General features: G+C 65.0%; 13 protein-coding genes and 1 tRNA gene. 8 read left to right on the forward strand and 6 right to left on the reverse strand.

Features of this window, described 5'->3' with window-relative positions:
* Positions 1 to 28: 28 nt before the first annotated feature.
* Positions 29 to 1,018, reverse strand: a complete 990-nt coding sequence (locus tag C7401_RS35935) for an NAD(P)H-dependent flavin oxidoreductase (RefSeq protein ID WP_112176799.1) — start codon at positions 1,016 to 1,018, stop codon at positions 29 to 31.
* A 205-nt stretch (positions 1,019 to 1,223) separates the two neighbouring features.
* On the opposite strand from C7401_RS35935, the gene C7401_RS35940 reads away from it, so the two are divergent.
* The 3 genes from C7401_RS35940 to C7401_RS35950 all read left to right on the forward strand — a co-directional run bounded on the left by C7401_RS35940 (position 1,224) and on the right by C7401_RS35950 (position 2,636).
* Positions 1,224 to 1,763: a PadR family transcriptional regulator gene (locus C7401_RS35940; protein WP_112176800.1), complete on the forward strand. Its 540-nt coding sequence runs from the start codon at positions 1,224 to 1,226 to the stop codon at positions 1,761 to 1,763.
* A gap of 159 nt (positions 1,764 to 1,922) precedes the next feature.
* Positions 1,923 to 1,999, forward strand: a tRNA-Met gene (locus C7401_RS35945).
* A 376-nt stretch (positions 2,000 to 2,375) separates the two neighbouring features.
* Entirely contained in the window at positions 2,376 to 2,636 is a 261-nt protein-coding gene (locus C7401_RS35950) for a hypothetical protein (RefSeq protein WP_112176801.1), read from the forward strand.
* A gap of 36 nt (positions 2,637 to 2,672) precedes the next feature.
* On the opposite strand, the gene C7401_RS35955 is transcribed toward C7401_RS35950, so the two are convergent.
* A complete protein-coding gene (locus C7401_RS35955) occupies positions 2,673 to 3,368 on the reverse strand; it encodes an aspartate/glutamate racemase family protein (protein WP_112176802.1) in 696 nt (231 codons plus the stop codon).
* 141 nt (positions 3,369 to 3,509) lie between these two features.
* Between C7401_RS35955 and dinB the strand changes: the two genes are divergently transcribed.
* Together dinB and C7401_RS35965 are read left to right on the forward strand one after the other, a co-directional pair.
* Complete coding sequence (gene dinB / locus C7401_RS35960) at positions 3,510 to 4,706, forward strand: DNA polymerase IV (protein ID WP_112176803.1); 1,197 nt, start codon at positions 3,510 to 3,512, stop codon at positions 4,704 to 4,706.
* Positions 4,707 to 4,813: 107 nt separating this feature from the next.
* Entirely contained in the window at positions 4,814 to 6,100 is a 1,287-nt protein-coding gene (locus C7401_RS35965; protein ID WP_112176804.1) for an amidohydrolase family protein, read from the forward strand.
* Positions 6,101 to 6,194: 94 nt separating this feature from the next.
* Here the strand turns inward: C7401_RS35965 and C7401_RS35970 are convergent, their stop codons facing one another.
* The 4 genes from C7401_RS35970 to fixL all read right to left on the reverse strand — a co-directional run bounded on the left by C7401_RS35970 (position 6,195) and on the right by fixL (position 12,821).
* A complete protein-coding gene (locus C7401_RS35970; protein WP_112176805.1) occupies positions 6,195 to 8,294 on the reverse strand; it encodes a M3 family metallopeptidase in 2,100 nt (699 codons plus the stop codon).
* 242 nt (positions 8,295 to 8,536) lie between these two features.
* On the reverse strand, positions 8,537 to 9,391 hold the full coding sequence (gene folD / locus C7401_RS35975) for a bifunctional methylenetetrahydrofolate dehydrogenase/methenyltetrahydrofolate cyclohydrolase FolD (RefSeq protein ID WP_112176806.1): 855 nt from the start codon (positions 9,389 to 9,391) through the stop codon (positions 8,537 to 8,539).
* Positions 9,392 to 9,663: 272 nt separating this feature from the next.
* On the reverse strand, positions 9,664 to 10,311 hold the full coding sequence (fixJ, locus tag C7401_RS35980; protein WP_112176807.1) for an oxygen response regulator transcription factor FixJ: 648 nt from the start codon (positions 10,309 to 10,311) through the stop codon (positions 9,664 to 9,666).
* Positions 10,308 to 12,821 (reverse strand): oxygen sensor histidine kinase FixL, encoded by a 2,514-nt coding sequence (gene fixL / locus C7401_RS35985; RefSeq protein ID WP_112176808.1) that lies wholly within the window; start codon positions 12,819 to 12,821, stop codon positions 10,308 to 10,310. Before fixL ends, fixJ begins: the two co-directional genes overlap by 4 nt.
* A 295-nt stretch (positions 12,822 to 13,116) precedes the next feature.
* Between fixL and aceE the strand changes: the two genes are divergently transcribed.
* The 3 genes from aceE to C7401_RS36000 form a co-directional block, all read left to right on the forward strand.
* Positions 13,117 to 15,813 carry a pyruvate dehydrogenase (acetyl-transferring), homodimeric type gene (gene aceE, locus C7401_RS35990; protein ID WP_112176809.1) on the forward strand — a complete coding sequence of 899 codons (2,697 nt, stop codon included), beginning with the start codon at positions 13,117 to 13,119 and terminating at the stop codon, positions 15,811 to 15,813.
* Positions 15,814 to 15,891: 78 nt separating this feature from the next.
* Positions 15,892 to 17,556, forward strand: coding sequence for a dihydrolipoyllysine-residue acetyltransferase (gene aceF / locus C7401_RS35995; RefSeq protein WP_112176810.1), 1,665 nt, complete (start codon positions 15,892 to 15,894; stop codon positions 17,554 to 17,556).
* Positions 17,557 to 17,646: 90 nt separating this feature from the next.
* Positions 17,647 to 18,647: dihydrolipoyl dehydrogenase family protein (locus tag C7401_RS36000; protein ID WP_146758053.1), on the forward strand; the 1,001-nt coding region annotated here is incomplete at its 3' end.

Genomic DNA, 18,647 nt, shown 5'->3' on the forward strand with positions numbered 1-18,647 from the left:
CATCTTCGCACCCGCCTCGCGCCGCGCATCAGAGCGCGGCTTGCTCCTCGGCTTCGCGCACGGCGGCGACGCCCAGGCGCACGCGCGCCGCTTCGTACTCGCGCTTCAGGCGCGCGATCAGTTCGGCCGCCGGCACGACGCTCTTCACGGCGCCAATGCCCTGGCCCGAGCCCCAGATGTCCTTCCACGGCTTCACGCGCGTCGAGCCGAAATTCATCTTCGAAGGGTCCGATTCCGGCAGTGCCTCCGGATCGAGGCCGCTTTGCACGATGCTCTCGCGCAGGTAGTTGCCGTGCACGCCCGTGAAGAGATTCGAATAGACGATATCGCCCGCATCGCTGTTGACGATCATCTGCTTGTACGCGTCCACGGCGTTCGCCTCCTGCGTGGCGATGAACGCCGAGCCGATGTAGGCGAGGTCCGCGCCGGCCGCCTGCGCCGCGAGGATCGCGTTGCCGTTGCCGATCGCGCCCGAGAGCAGCAGCGGGCCGTCGAACCACTCGCGAATCTCGTGGATGAGCGCGAACGGCGAGAGCGTGCCCGCGTGGCCGCCCGCGCCGGCGGCCACGGCGATCAGGCCGTCCGCGCCTTTTTCGATGGCCTTTTTCGCGAACTTGTTGTTGATCACGTCGTGCAGCACGATGCCGCCCCATGCGTGAATGGCATGGTTGACCTCTTCGCGCGCGCCGAGCGACGTGATGACGATCGGCACCTTGTATTCAGCACATACGCCCAGGTCGTGCTCCAGGCGGTCATTCGACTTGTGCACGATCTGGTTCACGGCGAACGGCGCGGCGGGGGCGTCCGGGTGCTTCGCGTTGTACTCGGCGAGTTCGGTGGTGATGCGGTCCAGCCATTCGCCCAGCACGGGTTCGGGCCGCGCGTTCAGCGCGGGGAACGAACCCACGACGCCCGCCTTGCACTGGGCGATCACGAGATCGGGATTCGAAATGATGAAGAGCGGCGAGCCGACGACCGGAATCGACAGGCCGCGGCGCAGCACGGCGGGCAGGGACATCCATATCTCCTTGACTGGGACGGCGGCCGGATGCGGCCGCCGACGCGTTGTTCGTGGCGCCGGTGCAGGGTGGATTTGCCTTCACGCACCGGCCGGCAGGACAAAACATAGCAAAGCTCCTGTCTCTATGCAACTAGTTGCATAGTGGAAAAATTCGATCCGCAACAGCGCCGGTATGGTCTGAGGCGTGGTTTAGAATCGCCGCATGTCGACGCCGCACGCCATCCTCATCGCCTTGCTGGAAAAGCCTTCGTCGGGTTACGACCTGGCGCGCCGCTTCGATCGCGCAATCGGTTACTTCTGGCACGCCACGCATCAGCAGATTTATCGCGAACTGGGCCGTATGGTCGAGTCGGGGTGGGTGTCGGTCGTGGAGGACGAGACAGCCGCGGCCACACGCAAGAAGGTGTACTGCGTGTTGCCGGTGGGGCGGGAAGAGGTGGCGCGCTGGGCGCGCGAGACAGCCCTCGGTCCCGACTCGCGCAACGTATTCCTGCTCAAGTTGCGCGCCGACGCGGTGATCGGGCCGCTCGGTCTCGCGGATGAATTGCGCAGGCTCATGGACGAGAACCACGTGCGGCTCGCGCTTTATCGTGAGATCGAGCAACGCGACTTCGGCGCGACATCGCTCACGCGCGGGCAGCAGTTGCAATATGCGATTCTCAAGGCGGGTATTCATACGCAGGAGATGTGGCTTGCCTGGGCGGAAGAGGTGCGGCCGCTGGTGGAATCTTCGGCGAAGTGAGCACGACGAGCGCAGTGAGGTCTATTTACCAGGCAATCCGAATTAAATTCCATTGCGATGGTTGGTGATGCGAAGGCGCCAGGAGGCAATATTTCATTCGCGTGAAAAAGATGTTTGACGAAGTCGCGCCGAGGCCCTATAATTCTTTTCTCTGACGGACGCGGGGTGGAGCAGTCTGGCAGCTCGTCGGGCTCATAACCCGAAGGTCGTAGGTTCAAATCCTACCCCCGCAACCAATACTCCTGATCGTGTTCTTTCCGGTCTGCGAGTTGAAGGAAGCAGCAAGAGTCGCCGTCAGTCACAGCAGCAGATTTCGCACACGTGTTGTGAAAGATGCGCTGACCATAAACCCGCCAATGGCGGGTTTTTTGTTTTCCGCGCGCTTTTTCGCTTTATCTCAGTAAGTGTGCCTTCAGCACGCGCTCATGCTCAACGCCCGCCATTCGCAATCTCGTAATGAGCGGCAACGTCAAAGACTGTCAGCCAGGTCAACAGCCGGAATAGAGAGACGTTAGTTCAGCGCACGGCCCATGCGTCGCCATCTCGGCGCGGCCGTGATTGCCTGACAACCTCTGCGGATGCATCTGCATCCCGATTCCTCTGGAGCAAAACATGAAGCGCCTTTCCATCATTGCCGCGTCGGCGGGTCTTGCCCTGTGCTGCGTCGCCAGTGCGTTTGCCGCGCCGCCTTCCCAGTACCCGAATCTCGAAACCGCACAGCAACTGATCGATCAGAGCAGCGGGCACATCGAAGCGGCGCGCAAGGATCATCACGATCAGTTCGGCGGTCACGCTGAGCGCGCGCTGCAATTGCTTCAGCAGGCGAAGGACGAGCTGCGCGAGGCGGCCGTCTACAACGAACGCCATCGCTAAGCGCAAGGCAACGCAGGGCGGGCGCCTGGCGCCTGCCTAGTGATCAATGGCCCAATCCACGGCCGCTTGCGCATGTAACGAGGTGGTGTCGAACACGGGCAAGGGCGAATCGCTTTGGCCGATCAGCAGCGTGATCTCCGTGCAGCCCAGAATGACCGCCTGCGCGCCGCGTGCAGCGAGGTCTTCGATCACGCGCTGATACACGCGGCGCGATGCGGCCTCCACTTTGCCGTGGCACAGCTCGTCGTAGATGATGCGATGCACGTCCGCGCGATCGGGCTCGTTCGGCACGACGGCTTCGATGCCATGCGCCTCGCGCAATCGTCCCACGTAGAAGTCCTGCTCCATCGTGTAGCGCGTGCCGAGCAGGCCCGCGCGCGTGACGCCGGCGGCGCGCAGCGCCTGGCCGGTTGGGTCCGCGATGTGCAGGAAGGGGATGGAAACGGTCGCCTCGATCGCGGCGCACACGCGATGCATGGTGTTCGTCGCGAGCAGCACGATATCCGCGCCGCCGCGTTCGAGTTGTTGCGCGGCCTCGGCCATCTGCACACCGAGCGCATCCCAGTCGCCCGCACGCTGGAGCGCCTCGACCCGCGCGAAGTCCACTGTCACCATCAGGCTGCGCGCGTTGTGATGGCCGCCCAGGCGCGCCTTCGCGTGGCGGTTCAGCAGCCGGTAGTATTCGGCCGACGATTCCCAGCTCATACCCCCGATCACGCCGATCGTTTTCATCGATTTGCCTCTCACTCTCATGGACGGGTCAGTCCGCACGAGTATAGGCGCGCGCGGCCGTCCGTCCAGAGACGGTCTGGCCGGCCCGAAGCGGTACGGGTACAGATAAAGGGCACGGACAGTTATCTTGAAAATGATACTGTGTTTTTGTACAGTATCGGAACCGTGAACGCACCTTCTTCCGACCTCGCGCCGCCGGCTGCGCCCGATCCAGGGCACTCCGTCGCGGCACTCGCCGCCGCTGCTCGCAAGATCATCCATTGCGACTGCGATTGCTTCTACGCGTCGGTAGAGATGCGCGACGACCCCTCGTTGCGCGGGCGAGCGCTCGCGGTGGGCGGGCGGCCCGACCAGCGCGGCGTGATCGCCACCTGCAACTATGAGGCGCGGCGCTTCGGCATTCATTCGGCGATGTCCTCGGCCCTTGCCATGCGCAAGTGTCCCGAGCTGCTGATCCTGCCCAGCGCGATGGAGAAGTACCGCACCGCCTCGCGCCAGATCATGGCGATCTATCGCGACTACACGCCCGAGGTCGAACCGCTCTCGCTCGACGAGGCCTATCTCGATGTGACGCGCACCTCGCGCTGCAAGGGCAGCGCCACGCTGATTGCCGAGGAGATTCGCGCGCGCGTGCGCGAGAGCGTTGGGGTGACGGTGTCGGCGGGCGTTGCGCCGAACAAGTTCATCGCCAAGGTCGCCTCCGACTGGAACAAGCCCGACGGTCTTTTCGTCGTGCGTCCGCACGAGGTCGATGCCTTCGTCGCCGCGCTGCCCGTGCGCAAGATTCATGGCGTGGGCAAGGTCACGGCGGCGAAGCTCGAAAGCCTCGGGCTCACCACGTGCGCGCAGTTGCGCGCGTGGTCGCTGTTCGATCTGCACCGGCACTTCGGCGTGTTCGGCAAGCGGCTTCACGAACTCGCGCGCGGCGTGGACGATCGGCCCGTGCGCGCCGATCAGGAACGCAAGTCGGTGAGTGTCGAGACGACCTATGTGGACGATCTGCGCACCCTCGAAGCGTGCAGCGAGGAGCTGAAGCGCCTGGCCGTGCAGCTCGATGCGCGCATCGAGCGCGCGGGTTGCACGCACGCCGTGCGCAAGCTGTTCGTGAAGATCCGCTTCGCCGATTTTCAGCGCACGACGGTCGAGTGCGTGGCCGATGCCACCGATGTGCGCACGCTGCTCCTGCTGCTCGAAAAGGGGCTCGCGCGGCGCAAGCTGGCGGTGCGTCTGCTCGGCGTTGGCGTGCGGCTCGAAGAGGAGAATCCGGCGTTGCGCGGCCAGTTCGCGCTTTTCGACGACGATCCCGAAGAGGACGACGGCCACATCGCGCGGGTGTAAGCGCCGCGCGCGCTTCGGCGTGCGGCGCGTGGCTGGCGGCGCCTTTCTGGCGTCGCTAGAATCGACACGAAAGCAGCCCGCCACGACGCCGGAACAAGGAGCCGCAGATGGACCTGATCATTCGCCGCGCGGTGCTCGCGCATGCGCATCCCGCCGGACATCCGACGGTGGATATTGGCATGGACGCAGGCCGCATCGCGGCCGTCGAGCCGCATCTCGCGGCTACGGCACGCGAGGAGATCGATGCGGCGGGCGCGCTCGTGAGCGCGCCGTTCGTCGATGCGCACTTCCACATGGACGCCACGCTCTCCTATGGGCTGCCGCGCGTGAACGCGTCGGGTACGCTGCTCGAAGGCATCGCGCTGTGGGGCGAACTCAAGCCGCATCTCACCCAGGAGGCGCTGGTCGAGCGGGCGCTTCAATATTGCGACTGGGCCGTCGCGCGCGGACTGCTCGCAATCCGCTCGCACGTCGATGTGTGCGACGAGCGCCTGCTCGCTGTCGAGGCGCTGCTCGAAGTGAAGCGCCGGGTCGCGCCGTATCTCGACTTGCAACTGGTGGCGTTTCCGCAGGATGGCGTGTTGCGCAGCGTCGGCGCATTCGACAATCTCAAGCGCGCGATCGCGCTGGGTGTGGACGTGGTGGGCGGCATTCCGCACTTCGAGCGCACGATGGCGGACGGCGCGGAGTCGGTGCGTCTGCTTTGCGAATTCGCGGCGGAAAAGGGGCTGCGCGTGGACATGCATTGCGACGAGTCCGACGATCCGCTCTCGCGCCACATCGAAACGCTTGCGGCGCAAACGCATCGGCTCGGCTTGCAGGGGCGCGTGGCGGGCTCGCATCTCACGTCCATGCATTCGATGGACAACTACTACGTGAGCAAGCTGATTCCGCTCATGCGCGAGTCGGGTGTCGCCGCGATTGCGAATCCGCTCATCAATATCACGCTGCAAGGTCGCGCCGACACGTATCCGAAGCGCCGCGGCATGACGCGTGTGCCCGAACTGATGGCGGCCGGGGTGAGCGTTGCCTTTGGCCACGATTGCGTGATGGACCCGTGGTACAGCTTCGGCTCGGGCGACATGCTCGAAGTTGCGCACATGGGGCTGCATGTCGCGCAGATGACCGGCACCGACGCTTCGCGTGCATGCTTCGATGCGGTGACGGTGAACGCCGCGAGCATCCTCGGCCTTGAAGGCTACGGCGTGGCGGCCGGTTGCGCGGCGAACCTCGTGGTGCTCGACGCGCGCGACCCGATCGAGGCAATCCGGCTGCGTGCGGCGCGCCTCGCCGTGGTGAGCCGGGGCAGGGTGGTGAGCCGGCAGCCCGCGCAACGTGCGGCGCTCGCGCTCGAAGGGCGGCCGCAGAGCGTCGATTTCAAGCTGCATCGATAAGCGCGCGACGCATCAACACGGCGCAATAAAAAACCGCGCATGGGTTGAATGCCCATGCGCGGTTTTATTTCGGATGACTCAGCGAATCGGCAGCTTATTGCTGTGCAGGCGGCTGCTCCATGCCGTTGTGGCGCAGCAGCGCGTCGATGTTCGGTTCGCGGCCGCGGAAGGCCTTGAACGATTCCATCGCCGGGCGGCTGCCGCCCACTTCGAGAATCTCCTTGCGGTAGCGCGTGCCGGTTGCTTCGTCGAGCACGCTCGACTTCGCGGCCTGCGCGGCCTCTTCGAATGCCGCGTAAGCGTCGGCGGACAGCACCTCTGCCCACTTGTAGCTGTAGTAGCCAGCCGCATAGCCGCCCGCGAAGATATGGCTGAACGTATTCGGCCAGCGCGAGAACGCCGCTTGCGGAATGACGTGGTAGCGCTCGTTGATCTCGCGCGCGATGTCGTTCACGGTCTTGCCCTTCGAGGCGTCGAAGTCCACGTGCAGCGCCATGTCGAACATCGAGAACACGATCTGGCGCAGCGTGCCGAGCCCGCTCTGGAAGTTCTTCGCCGCGAGCATCTTGTCGAAGAGTTCGCGCGGCAGCGGCTTGGCGGTTTCGACATGCGAACTCATCTCGCGCACGACGTCCCACTCCCAGCAGAAGTTTTCCATGAACTGCGAGGGCAGCTCGACCGCGTCCCACTCCACGCCATTGATGCCCGACACCGCCAGTTCGTCCACGCGCGTGAGCATGTGATGCAGGCCGTGGCCGAACTCGTGGAACAGCGTGATGACTTCGTCGTGCGTGAAGCAGGCGGGGCGCCCGCCCACGGGCGCGGAGAAGTTGCAGGTGAGGTAGGCGACGGGCGTTTGCACGCCGTTGTCTTCGAGCTTGCGGCGCGAGCGCGCGTCGTCCATCCATGCGCCGCCGCGCTTGCCTTCACGTGCGTAGAGATCGAGATAGAACTGCGCGACGAGCGTGCCGTCCGCGTTCTCGACGCGGAAGAAGCGCACGTCGGGATTCCATACCGGCGCGCTGTCGGGGCGGATACGCACGCCGAACAGCGTTTCCGTGACCTTGAAGAGGCCCTGAAGCACGAAGTCTTCCGGGAAATACTGCTTGACCTCGTTTTCCGAGAACGAGTAGCGCTTCTGGCGCAGGCGCTCGGCGGCGAACGCCATGTCCCACGGCTCGATCTGCGTGAGGCCCAGTTCGCTCGCGGCGAATTCGCGCAGCTCTTCCCAGTCCTTTTCGGCGTGCGGGCGCGCACGCGTGGCGAGGTCTTCGAGGAAGCTCATCACCTGGGCCGGCGTTTCGGCCATCTTCGGCGTGAGCGAGACTTCGGCGAAGTTGTTGTAGCCGAGCATCTTCGCTTCCTCGGCGCGCAGCTTCAACTGCTCGGCGACGATTTCCGTGTTGTCCCATTCGGCCTTGCCCGCGCCGTAGACCGGCCCGAGCTCCGAGGCGCGCGTGACATAGGCACGGTACATCGTTTCGCGCATCGCGCGATTTTCCGAATACTGGAGCACCGGAAAGTACGAGGGAAAGTGCAGCGTGAACTTCCAGCCTTCCTTGTTCTCGCGTTCAGCGGCTTCGCGCGCGGCGGCGATCACGTCCTCGGGCAGGCCCGCGAGTTCCGCTTCGCTCGCGGCGTAGAACGCGTAGCCGTTGGTCGCGTCGAGCACGTGGTCGGAGAAGGCTTTGGCGAGCGCGGCCTGGCGCTCCTGGAGTTCGGCAAAGCGCGGCTTCTGGTCTTCGGGGAGTTCCGCGCCGGAGAGACGGAAGTCGCGCACCGCGTTGTCGAGAATCTTTTTGCGCTCGCCCGAGAGCAGCTCGAACGAGTTGTGAGTCGTGATGGCCTTGTACTTCTTGAAGAGTTCGAGGTTCTGGCCGACGCTCGACCAGAACTCGGTCACGCGCGGCAGGTTCTCGCCGTGGGCGGCGCGCAGTTCCGGCGTATCGGCAACGGCGTTCAGGTGGCCGATCACGCCCCAGGCGCGCGAGAGCGGCTCGCTCGCGCGCTCGACCGGCTCGACCACGTCGTCCCACTGCGCGGGCGTCATGGGCTGCGCGGCGCGCTCCACGGCGGACTTGGCGTTCGCGAGCAGCACGTCGAGCGCGGGCGTGACGTGCTCGGGGCGAATTTCGCCAAAGCGCGGCAGGCCGGTGAAATCGAGGAGCGGATTGTCGGAGGGGGTAGTAGCCATGATGCTTCCTGTTCCTGTCTGTCGCGGGTGAGGGGACCGGGGCGCGGCATGCTCGCGCACGCCCGATACACGGATTATTGGGGCGCCAGGCGCGCTTTCCAACCGGGTGATCCGAGCAAATTAACAGATGTCAGGGGGCGGTGGCACAATCCCGGCCCGCGTGGCGAGGCCGCAAAAAAGAAAAGCGGCCCGCGATGGGCCGCTTCGGGAACGTCATGCTGCGATGCGCGGTCGCAGGGCGCTCACACGCCGGCGGCGCGCTCCGCCGCTTCGATCGTGTTCACGAGCAGCATCGTGATGGTCATCGGGCCGACGCCGCCCGGCACCGGCGTGATGAAACCGGCCACTTCCTTCAGACCCGCGAAATCGACGTCGCCGCAAAGCTTGCCGTTGTCGTCGCGGTTCATGCCCACGTCGATCACGGCGGCGCCGGGTTTGATCATGTCGGCGGTCAGCACGTTGCGCTTGCCGACCGCGGCAACCACGACGTCGGCGTCGCGCGTGTGCTTCGCGAGGTCGCGCGTCTTGCTGTGGCAGATCGTGACCGTCGCGCCCTTTTCGAGCAGCAGCAGCGCCATCGGCTTGCCGACGATGTTCGAGCGGCCGATCACCACGGCGTTCGCGCCTTCGAGGGGAATCTTGTACTCCTCGAACATCTTCATCACGCCATAGGGCGTACACGGGCGAAAGAGCGGCTGGCCCGTCATGAGCGCGCCCGCGTTGGCCACGTGAAAACCGTCCACGTCCTTTTCGGGCGCGATCGCCTCGATCACCTTGTGGCTGTCGATGTGCTTCGGCAGCGGCAGTTGCACGAGAATGCCGTTGATTTTCGGGTCGCGGTTCAGCTCGTCGATGCGCTTGAGCAGGTCGGCTTCGGAAAGCGACTCCGGGTAGCGGTCGTACGACGAGTAGAGGCCGTTGTCTTCGCAGGCCTTGATCTTGTTGCGCACGTAGACTTCGCTCGCCGGATTGTCGCCGACCAGCACGACGGCGAGTCCCGGCTGATGGCCGCGGGCGGTGAGGGCGGCGGCGCGCGTGGCGACGTCGGCGCGCAGTTTCTTGGAGAGGGCGTTGCCGTCGATGATAGTGGCAGTCATGGTCGGTCGAGGTCGAGTGTGGGCGATGCGAGGACGCGTAGGCGCGAGCGCTGGCGCGCGTAGGGCGCGGGCGAGCGTTGTAGGGCCGCAGCCGTAGCGAAGGCCGACATTATAACCGCGCGACGGGGCGCGTTCCGGCCGCTATGGACGGCGAACGGCGAAGACGGGCGAGGAAGGCCGCATGCGGCCGAAGGAGGGGGGCAGCGCGGCGACACGCCGCAAGCCGCATTCGCGCGCATCACGGCGCGCGAATGCAGCAAGAGGCCGCGCGCTTACTGCTGCGCTTGTTGCGGCTTGTTGGAGAGTGCGAGACGCAGCAGGTCGGCGACCGTGTTGACGTTGAGCTTCTCCATGATGTTGGCGCGGTGCGCCTCCACCGTCTTGATGCTGATGCCGAGGTCGTCGGCGATCTGCTTGTTCAGGCGCCCTGCGATGATGCGCTCGAGCACCTGGTGCTCACGCGCCGTGAGCTTGCCGAGTCGCTCGGCGGCGGCGCGCTGTTGCTGCACGTTGGTGCTTTCGTTGCGCGCCTTGTCGAGCATGCGCTCGACGAGCTTGCGCAGTTCGGCTTCGTCGAAGGGCTTCTCGATGAAGTCCATCGCGCCCTTCTTCATGGTCGAAACGGCCATCGGCACGTCGCCGTGACCCGTCACGAAGATGATGGGCAGCGAGGCGTTTTCGGCGATCAGGCGCTCCTGCAACTCGAGGCCGCTCATGCCGGACATGCGCACGTCGAGAATCAGGCAGGCGATCTGCCCGGCCTGCTGCGCCGGTTGGTATGCCTCGAGGAACTCCTCCGCGCTATTGAAACACTGGACGCGGTAGCCGTTCGCTTCGAGGAGCCAACGCAGGGAATCTCGTACGGCCTCGTCGTCATCGACAACAAAGACGGTTTCCTGGGTGGTGACTGGGCTGTTCATGGCTCTCCCGTAACGGTTTGTGGAGTCGGTTCGTCGGCGCTCCGCGAGGGGTTGTCCGATTCGCCGATAGGCAGACTGCAATGGAACGTTGCACCGCTGATGTGGCCGTCGGATTCGACGTTGTTGACCACCCAGAGGCGCCCGCGGTGCGATTCGATGATGGAGCGGCAGATGTTCAGGCCCATGCCCATGCCGTCCGATTTGGTGCTGTAGAAAGGCTCGAAGAGGCGCTCGGCCGTGGCTTCGTCCACGCCGGGGCCCTGGTCCACGACGCTGATGCACACGTTGCCGCCTTCGCGCTTCACGATCACGCGGATCACGGGGTCGATGGCGTTCGGGCGGGCGTCGGCCATGGCTTCGGCGGCGTTCTTCAGCAGGTTCACGAGCACCTGCTCGATCAGCACCGGATCGACGTAGATCACCGGCATGCGCGAGCGCATGTCGGTCACGATGCGGATGCGGCGCTTGCGCGCTTCGATTTCGGCGAGGCCCACGGCGTCGGCGACGATATCGGCGACGCGCGCGGCCTGCCGCTTCGGCTCGGAGCGCTTCACGAATTCGCGGATGCGCTTGATGATCATGCCGGCGCGCACGGCCTGCTGCGCCGTTTTTTCGAGCGCGGGCAACAGGTTCTCGGGTGCGCCGCGGCCCGACTTCACGAGCGCGACGGTGCCCGAGGCATAGTTGTTGATCGCGGCGAGCGGCTGGTTCAGTTCGTGCGCGAGCGACGAGGCCATTTCGCCCATCGTCATCAGGCGGCTCGTGAACTGGAGCTTTTCGTCCTGCTGGCGGGCCAGTTCCTGGGCCTGCTTGCGCGTGGTGATGTCGGTTGCGATCTGCATCTGCGCGAGGTGGCCGTCCACCCACTGGATGTACTGGCGGCGCACTTCGAACCACTTCTGGATGCTCTCGACGTAGACCTCCTGCGCGTCCGCCGTGCTCTCGGTGAGTGCGGTGGCGGGCAGGCCCGCGAAGGCGTCGACCATGTCGATCGAGTCCGAGGAGGCGCTGGCCGAATCGAAGCCGCCGCCGCCCGCGAGTTCCAGGTGGCCGTCCGGGCGGATACCGAACAGGTGGCGGTAGTAGCGGTTCGCGAACAACAGCTCGGCTTCGTCGGCGGCGAGCACCGACACCGCGGCGTCGAGGCTTTCGAGCACCGTGGTGAAGCGCTCGTGCGCGGCGGCGAGTTCTTCACGCGCGCGCTTGGGTTCGGTGATGTCGGTCATCGACGACATCCAGCCGGTCTGACGGCCCGAACTGTCGATGAGCGGCGAGACATAAAGCCGCGCATGGAACTGCGAGGCGTCCTTGCGGCGCACGCGCAACTCGAAGCCCGAGGAGGGCGCCTTGCCGCGCAGCGTCATGTCGAGCTGGCGCTGCATTTCGGGGTAGGCGTCGCGCGGCCAGTAGGGGAACGGCGCGTTCTTGCCCACGAGGTCGCTTTCGTCCCAGCCAGTCATGCGGCAGAAGGCCGGGTTCACGTGCGTGATGCGGCCGTGCATGTCGAGCACGCGCATGCCGATCAGCACCGAGTTTTCCATCGCGCGGCGGAAGAACGCTTCGGCATAGAGCGCCTGCTGCGCCTCGAAGCGCTGGCGCGTGTGCTTCCAGAGGCTCCAGAGGCTCCACAGCACGAAGCACGACAGTCCCGCGACCAGCCACACGAGCGTGTTGTTCGTGAAGTTGGTCATCTGCGGGTACGAGTACACACGTACCGAAATGCCCTGGCCCGGCGGGTCGAGCGGCAGGTCGTAATAGACGTCGCGCGGCAGGCGCGGGCGCGTGGAGGTGGTGGCGAGCTCGCGGTTGTTCGCGTCGAGTATCGAGATCTTGTACTTGGCCGACAGCTCGGGCGGGATGTCGTGCTTCAGGATGCCTTCGACCGAGAACACGGCCGCGATCGAACCAAGGAATTCCCGATCGCGGTATACCGGCGTTTGCAGCGTGATGTAGCCGTTGCCGACGTCGTCGTAAATGAGCGGCGAATACACCTGGCGGCGCGTGGCGCGCGCTTCGGCGAAGGCGGCTTTCACGGCCTCGTCCATTTGCGCGTCGTTGGGCTTGGCCAGGCGCTGGCCGAAGACCGGCATGGCCGTGTTGGGCCAGCGGGGCTCCTCCTGGCTCGTGTACCAGTTGAGATAGAGGATCTCGGGATGGCCCTGCATGATGTCCGTGGTGGACGTCTGGAAATACTCAGGGTCGCTGTGGCCGGCCGCCAGATCGCGCGCGAGCGCCTGCAACTGCTCCTGCGCGCCTGTCATGGAAAGCCGGATCTGTTGCTGGGCCCACGCCACATTGCGGTAGAGCGTGTCTTCCTGCTGCTGCTGCTCGCGGCGGTTCAGGCTCCACAAGATCAGGCTCATGACGATCAGGAACACGAGGATCGACAGGAGCGGCGTCAGCAAATAGGAATTCGACCACCAGGGTCCGTGGTGCCAGCGGGACGGCGACGACTCGCCAGGCGTTCCGGGCGGGCGTGCCGAGCGTGCGAAAAGCCGTTCGGTCAACATGGCAAGGATTGTAGCTCAGCGTAAGACACGGAAATGCCGCGAAAAAAGCAGTAAATCGCCGATAAACGGGTGCAAACTGGCCGTTATCGGCACAAGGGCACGAACGATTAAGCGTGCGGTGCAGCAATTTTCCACATTATAAAATCACATCTCGCAATTCGAAAATTTTGTTGCGCGACGGTCAGGGGGGTCATTACAATCGCCCGGAAGCTGCTGCGGTTGGCCCGGTCACGTCTTAAGCGTTGCCGCCCGCATGGTCCGATCAACAGCGTTCCCCTACACCCAGGAGACGAGCATGTCCGCTGTACCCGACGAAGTCCTCAAGTACGTTGCCGCCGACAAGGACGAGGATCCCCAGGAAACCGCCGAATGGCTCGAAGCACTCGACGGCGTCATTTCGACTGTCGGCCCTGATCGCGCCCACTACCTGATCGAAAAGCAGATCGAGTTCGCCCGCGTGCATGGCGAGCATCTGCCGTTCTCGGCGAACACGCCGTACATCAATACGATCCCCGTCGCCAACCAGGCCAAGAACCCCGGCGACCAGGACATCGAACACCGTATTCGCTCGTACACGCGCTGGAACGCCATGGCGATGGTCCTGCGCGCGGGCAAGCACACGAACGTTGGCGGCCATATCGCCTCGTTCGCGTCGGCGGCCACGCTCTATGACGTCGGCTACAACCACTTCTGGCATGCGCCTTCCGCCGAGCACGGCGGCGACCTCGTGTTCGTGCAGGGCCACTCGTCGCCGGGCGTCTACTCGCGCGCGTTCCTGCTTGGCCGTCTCTCCGAGAACCAGCTCGACAACTTCCGCCAGGAAGTGGACGGCGGCGGCATTTCGTCGTATCCGCACCCGTGGCTGATGCCGGACTTCTGGCAGTTCCCGACCGTCTCGATGGGTCTCGGCCCGATCATGGCGATCTATCAGGCGCGCTTCATGAAGTACATGCAGGCGCGCGGCATCACGAAGACCGAAGGCCGCAAGGTCTGGGCCTTCCTCGGCGACGGCGAAACGGACGAGCCGGAATCGCTCGGCGCGATCGGCATGGCCGGCCGCGAGCGTCTGGACAACCTCGTGTTCGTCATCAACTGCAACTTGCAGCGTCTGGACGGCCCGGTGCGCGGCAACGGCAAGATCATCCAGGAACTCGAAAGCGAGTTCCGCGGCGCCGGCTGGAACGTCATCAAGGTCATCTGGGGATCGCGCTGGGACGCGCTCTTCGCGCGCGACAAGTCGGGCGCGCTGATGCGCCGCATGATGGACGTGGTCGACGGCGAGTACCAGACGTACAAGTCGGAGTCGGGCGCCTACGTGCGCGAGCACTTCTTCAACACGCCTGAACTGAAGGCGCTGGTCGCCGACTGGTCCGACGACGACATCTGGAACCTGAACCGCGGCGGCCACGACCCGCACAAGATCTACGCGGCGTTCCATCAGGCCCAGCACGCAAAGGGCCAGCCGACCCTGATCCTCGCCAAGACGATCAAGGGCTATGGCATGGGCGAAGCCGGCCAGGCCATGAACATCACCCACCAGCAGAAGAAGATGCAGGTGGATCAGCTCAAGAAGTTCCGCGACCAGTTCCGTCTGCCGATCACCGACGAGCAGATCGTCGACGTGCCGTACCTCACGTTCGAAGAAGGCTCGAAGGAACTCGAATACATGCGCCAGAAGCGCATGGACCTCGGCGGTTACCTGCCCGCGCGCCGCCAGAAGGCGGAATCGCTGCCGGTGCCGGCGCTCGACGCGTTCGAGCCGCTGCTCAAGGGCACGGGCGAAGGCCGCGAGATCTCGACGACGATGGCGTTCGTGCGGATCCTGAACATCCTGTTGAAGGACAAGGCGCTCGGCAAGCGCGTCGTGCCGATCGTGCCGGACGAGTCGCGTACCTTCGGCATGGAAGGTCTGTTCCGCCAGATCGGCATCTGGAATCAGGACGGCCAGAAGTACGTGCCGGAAGATTCCGATCAGCTGATGTTCTACAAGGAATCGCAGACCGGCCAGATTTTGCAGGAAGGCATCAACGAAGCCGGTGGCATGTCGGACTGGATCGCGGCCGCGACGTCGTACTCGACGCACGGCGAGATCATGATCCCGTTCTACATCTTCTACTCGATGTTCGGCCTCCAGCGTATCGGCGACCTGGTGTGGGCAGCCGGCGACATGCGTTCGCGCGGCTTCCTGCTGGGCGGCACGGCCGGCCGTACGACGCTGAACGGCGAAGGCTTGCAGCACGAAGACGGCCACTCGCTCCTGTGGGCCGCTTCGGTGCCGAACTGCGTGAACTATGACCCGACGTTCGGCTACGAACTCGCCGTCATCATGCAGGACGGTCTGCGCCGCATGGTGCAGAACCAGGAAGACGTGTTCTATTACATCACCGTGATGAACGAGAACTACGAGCACCCGGCGATTCCGCAGGGCGAGCACGTGGCGGCCGACATCATCAAGGGCATGTACGCGTTCCGCAAGGGTGCCGACAACGCCAAGGCGCCGCGCGTGCAACTGATGGGCGCAGGCACGATCTTCAACGAAGTGATCGCCGCCGCCGACCTGCTGAAGAACGACTGGGGCGTCGAAGCCGACCTCTGGAGCGTGCCGAGCTTCACCGAACTGGCCCGCGAAGGTCACGAAGTCGAGCGCTGGAACCTGCTGCACCCGAGTGAGCCGCGCCGCGAATCGCACGTCGAGAAGCTGCTCAAGGGCACGGAAGGCCCGATCATCGCTTCGACCGACTACGTGCGTGCGCTGGTCGACCAGATCCGTGGTCTCGTGCCGCGCAAGTTCGTGGTGCTCGGCACCGACGGCTTCGGCCGTTCGGACACGCGTGAGAAGCTGCGTCACTTCTTCGAAGTCGATCGTTACTGGACCACGGTTGCGGCGCTCAATGCGCTCGCGGACGAAGGCAAGATCGAGCGCAAGGTGGTTGGCGAGGCGATCGCCAAGTACAACCTCGACCCGTCCAAACCCAACCCGATGACCGTCTAACCCATCACCCCTGTGCATGGCATGCACGCCTCCCCGAAGCGGGGAGGCGTGTTTTATGCGGCCCCGGAGACACTAACAATGAGTCAAGCGATCGAAGTGAAGGTGCCGGACATCGGCGATTACAAGGACATTCCTGTGATCGAGGTGCTGGTGAAGGCGGGCGATACCGTCGAAAAAGAGCAATCCCTCGTCACGCTGGAGTCGGACAAGGCGACGATGGACGTGCCGAGCCCGGCGTCGGGCACGGTCAAGGAAGTGAAGGTCAAGGTGGGCGACAACGTGTCGGAAGGCACGCTCGTTCTGGTGCTGGACGGCGCGGGCGCCGCTGCGGCTCCGGCCGCCGCGCCTGCCGCAGCACCGGCACCCGCCGCCGCGGCCCCTGCGCCTGCTGCGGCACCTGCCGCTGCTGCGCCCGCAGCCGCCGCGAGCGGCGGCGTGCAAAGCGTCAAGGTCCCCGATATCGGCGACTATAAGGATGTGCCCGTCATCGAGATCGGCGTGAAGGTCGGCGACCGCGTCGAGAAGGAGCAGTCGCTCGTCACGCTCGAATCGGACAAGGCAACGATGGACGTGCCGAGCCCGGTGGCCGGTGTCGTGAAGGAAATCAAGGTCAAGGTCGGCGATAACGTGTCGGAAGGCACCGAGATCGTCGTCGTCGAAGCCGAAGGCGCTGCGGCTCCCGCCGCCGCACCGGCTGCGAAGCATGTCGAAGAGCCGTCGGACGCGCCCGCACCCGCAGCGGCCAAGCCCGCGCCCGCAGCACCGTCGGCGCTCGCGCAGGCGCCGATCATTCCGGCAGGCGAAGGCGGCGCGCGCCGTCCGAGCCATGCCTCGCCGTCCGTGCGCAAGTTCGCACGCGAGCTCGGCGTGGACGTGGCCCGCGTGACGGGTTCGGGTCCGAAGGGCCGCATCACCCAGGACGACATCACCGCGTTCGTGAAGGGCGTGATGACGGGCGCGCTCGCGGCGCCGGCCGGCGCTGCCGCCGCACCGGCCGCTGGCGGCGCAGGCCTGAACCTGCTGCCCTGGCCGAAGGTCGATTTCACGAAGTTCGGTCCGATCGATACGCAGCCGCTGTCGCGCATCAAGAAGATCTCGGGCGCGAACCTGCACCGCAACTGGGTCATGATCCCGCACGTCACGAACAACGACGAAGCGGACATCACCGACCTCGAAGCCCTGCGCGTGCAGTTGAACAAGGAAAACGAGAAGGCGGGCGTGAAGTTCACGATGCTCGCGTTCGTCATCAAGGCCTGCGTCGCGGCGCTGAAGAAGTTCCCGGCGTTCAACGCGAGCCTCGACGGCGACAACCTCGTCTTCAAGCAGTACTACCACATCGGTTTTGCCGCCGACACGCCGAACGGTCTCGTCGTCCCGGTGATCCGCGACGCGGACAAGAAGGGTCTCGTCGACATCGCGAAGGAAATGGCCGAACTCTCGAAGCTCGCCCGCGATGGCAAGCTCAAGCCAGACCAGATGCAAGGCGGCTGCTTCTCGATCTCGTCGCTCGGCGGCATCGGCGGCACGCACTTCACGCCGATCATCAACGCGCCGGAAGTGGCGATCCTCGGCCTGTCGAAGAGCGCGATGAAGCCGGTGTGGGACGGCAAGCAGTTCGTGCCGCGCCTCACGCTGCCGCTGTCGCTCTCGTACGATCACCGCGTGATCGACGGTGCGGCTGCCGCGCGCTTCAACGCGTACCTCGCTTCGATCCTCGGCGATTTCCGCCGCGTGATTCTGTAAAACCGCTTTGACCGGCTTGCGCCGCCGCGCCGCACGACTGATGCGTGCGCGCCGCGGCTGGCGTGGCCGGTCATTCCAAAAGGGGACACCATGAGTCTCGTCGAAGTGAAAGTGCCGGATATCGGCGACTTCAAGGACATCGACGTCATCGAAGTCAACATCAAGGCCGGTGACGTCATCGAGAAAGAGCAGACGCTGCTCTCGCTCGAGTCGGACAAGGCCACGATGGAAGTGCCCAGCGACGTCGCGGGCACGGTGAAGGAAGTGAAGATCAAGCCGGGCGACAAGGCTTCGCAGGGCACGGTGATCGCGCTGGTCGAGGCATCGGAAGGCGCAGCGGCGCCGGCCGCGGCTCCGAAGGCCGAAGCGCCGAAGGCCGCAGAAGCCTCAAAAGCACCGGCACCGCAAGCCGGCAGCTTCGGCGGCAGCGCCGACGTCGAATGCGACATGCTCGTGCTCGGCGCGGGCCCCGGTGGCTACTCGGCGGCGTTCCGCTCCGCCGACCTCGGTATGAAGACCGTGCTGGTCGAGCGGTATTCGACGCTCGGCGGCGTGTGCCTGAACGTGGGCTGTATTCCGTCGAAGGCGCTGCTGCACACGGCGCTCGTGATCGACGAAGCCGAAGCGCTCGGCTCGCACGGCATCACGTTCGGCAAGCCGCAAATCGATCTCGACAAACTGCGCGACTTCAAGTCCGGCGTCGTCAAGAAGCTCACCGGCGGTCTCGCCGGCATGGCGAAGGCGCGCAAGGTCGAAGTCGTGACGGGGCTGGGCTCGTTCCTTGATCCGCATCACATGGAAGTGGTGGGCGAGGGCGGCAAGAAGATCGTCAAGTTCAAGCAGGCGATCATCGCGGCGGGCTCGCAGGCCGTGAAGCTGCCGTTCATGCCGGAAGATCCGCGCGTGGTCGATTCGACCGGCGCGCTGGAGCTGCGTCAGTTGCCGCAGAAGATGCTCGTGATCGGCGGCGGCATCATCGGTCTTGAAATGGCCACTGTCTATGCGACGCTCGGCGCGCAGATCGACGTCGTGGAAATGCTCGACGGCCTGATGGCCGGCGCGGACCGCGATCTCGTGAAGGTCTGGGAGAA

Origin of the sequence: Paraburkholderia unamae, assembly GCF_003268775.1 — a bacterium.
Lineage (GTDB): Bacteria > Pseudomonadota > Gammaproteobacteria > Burkholderiales > Burkholderiaceae > Paraburkholderia > Paraburkholderia unamae.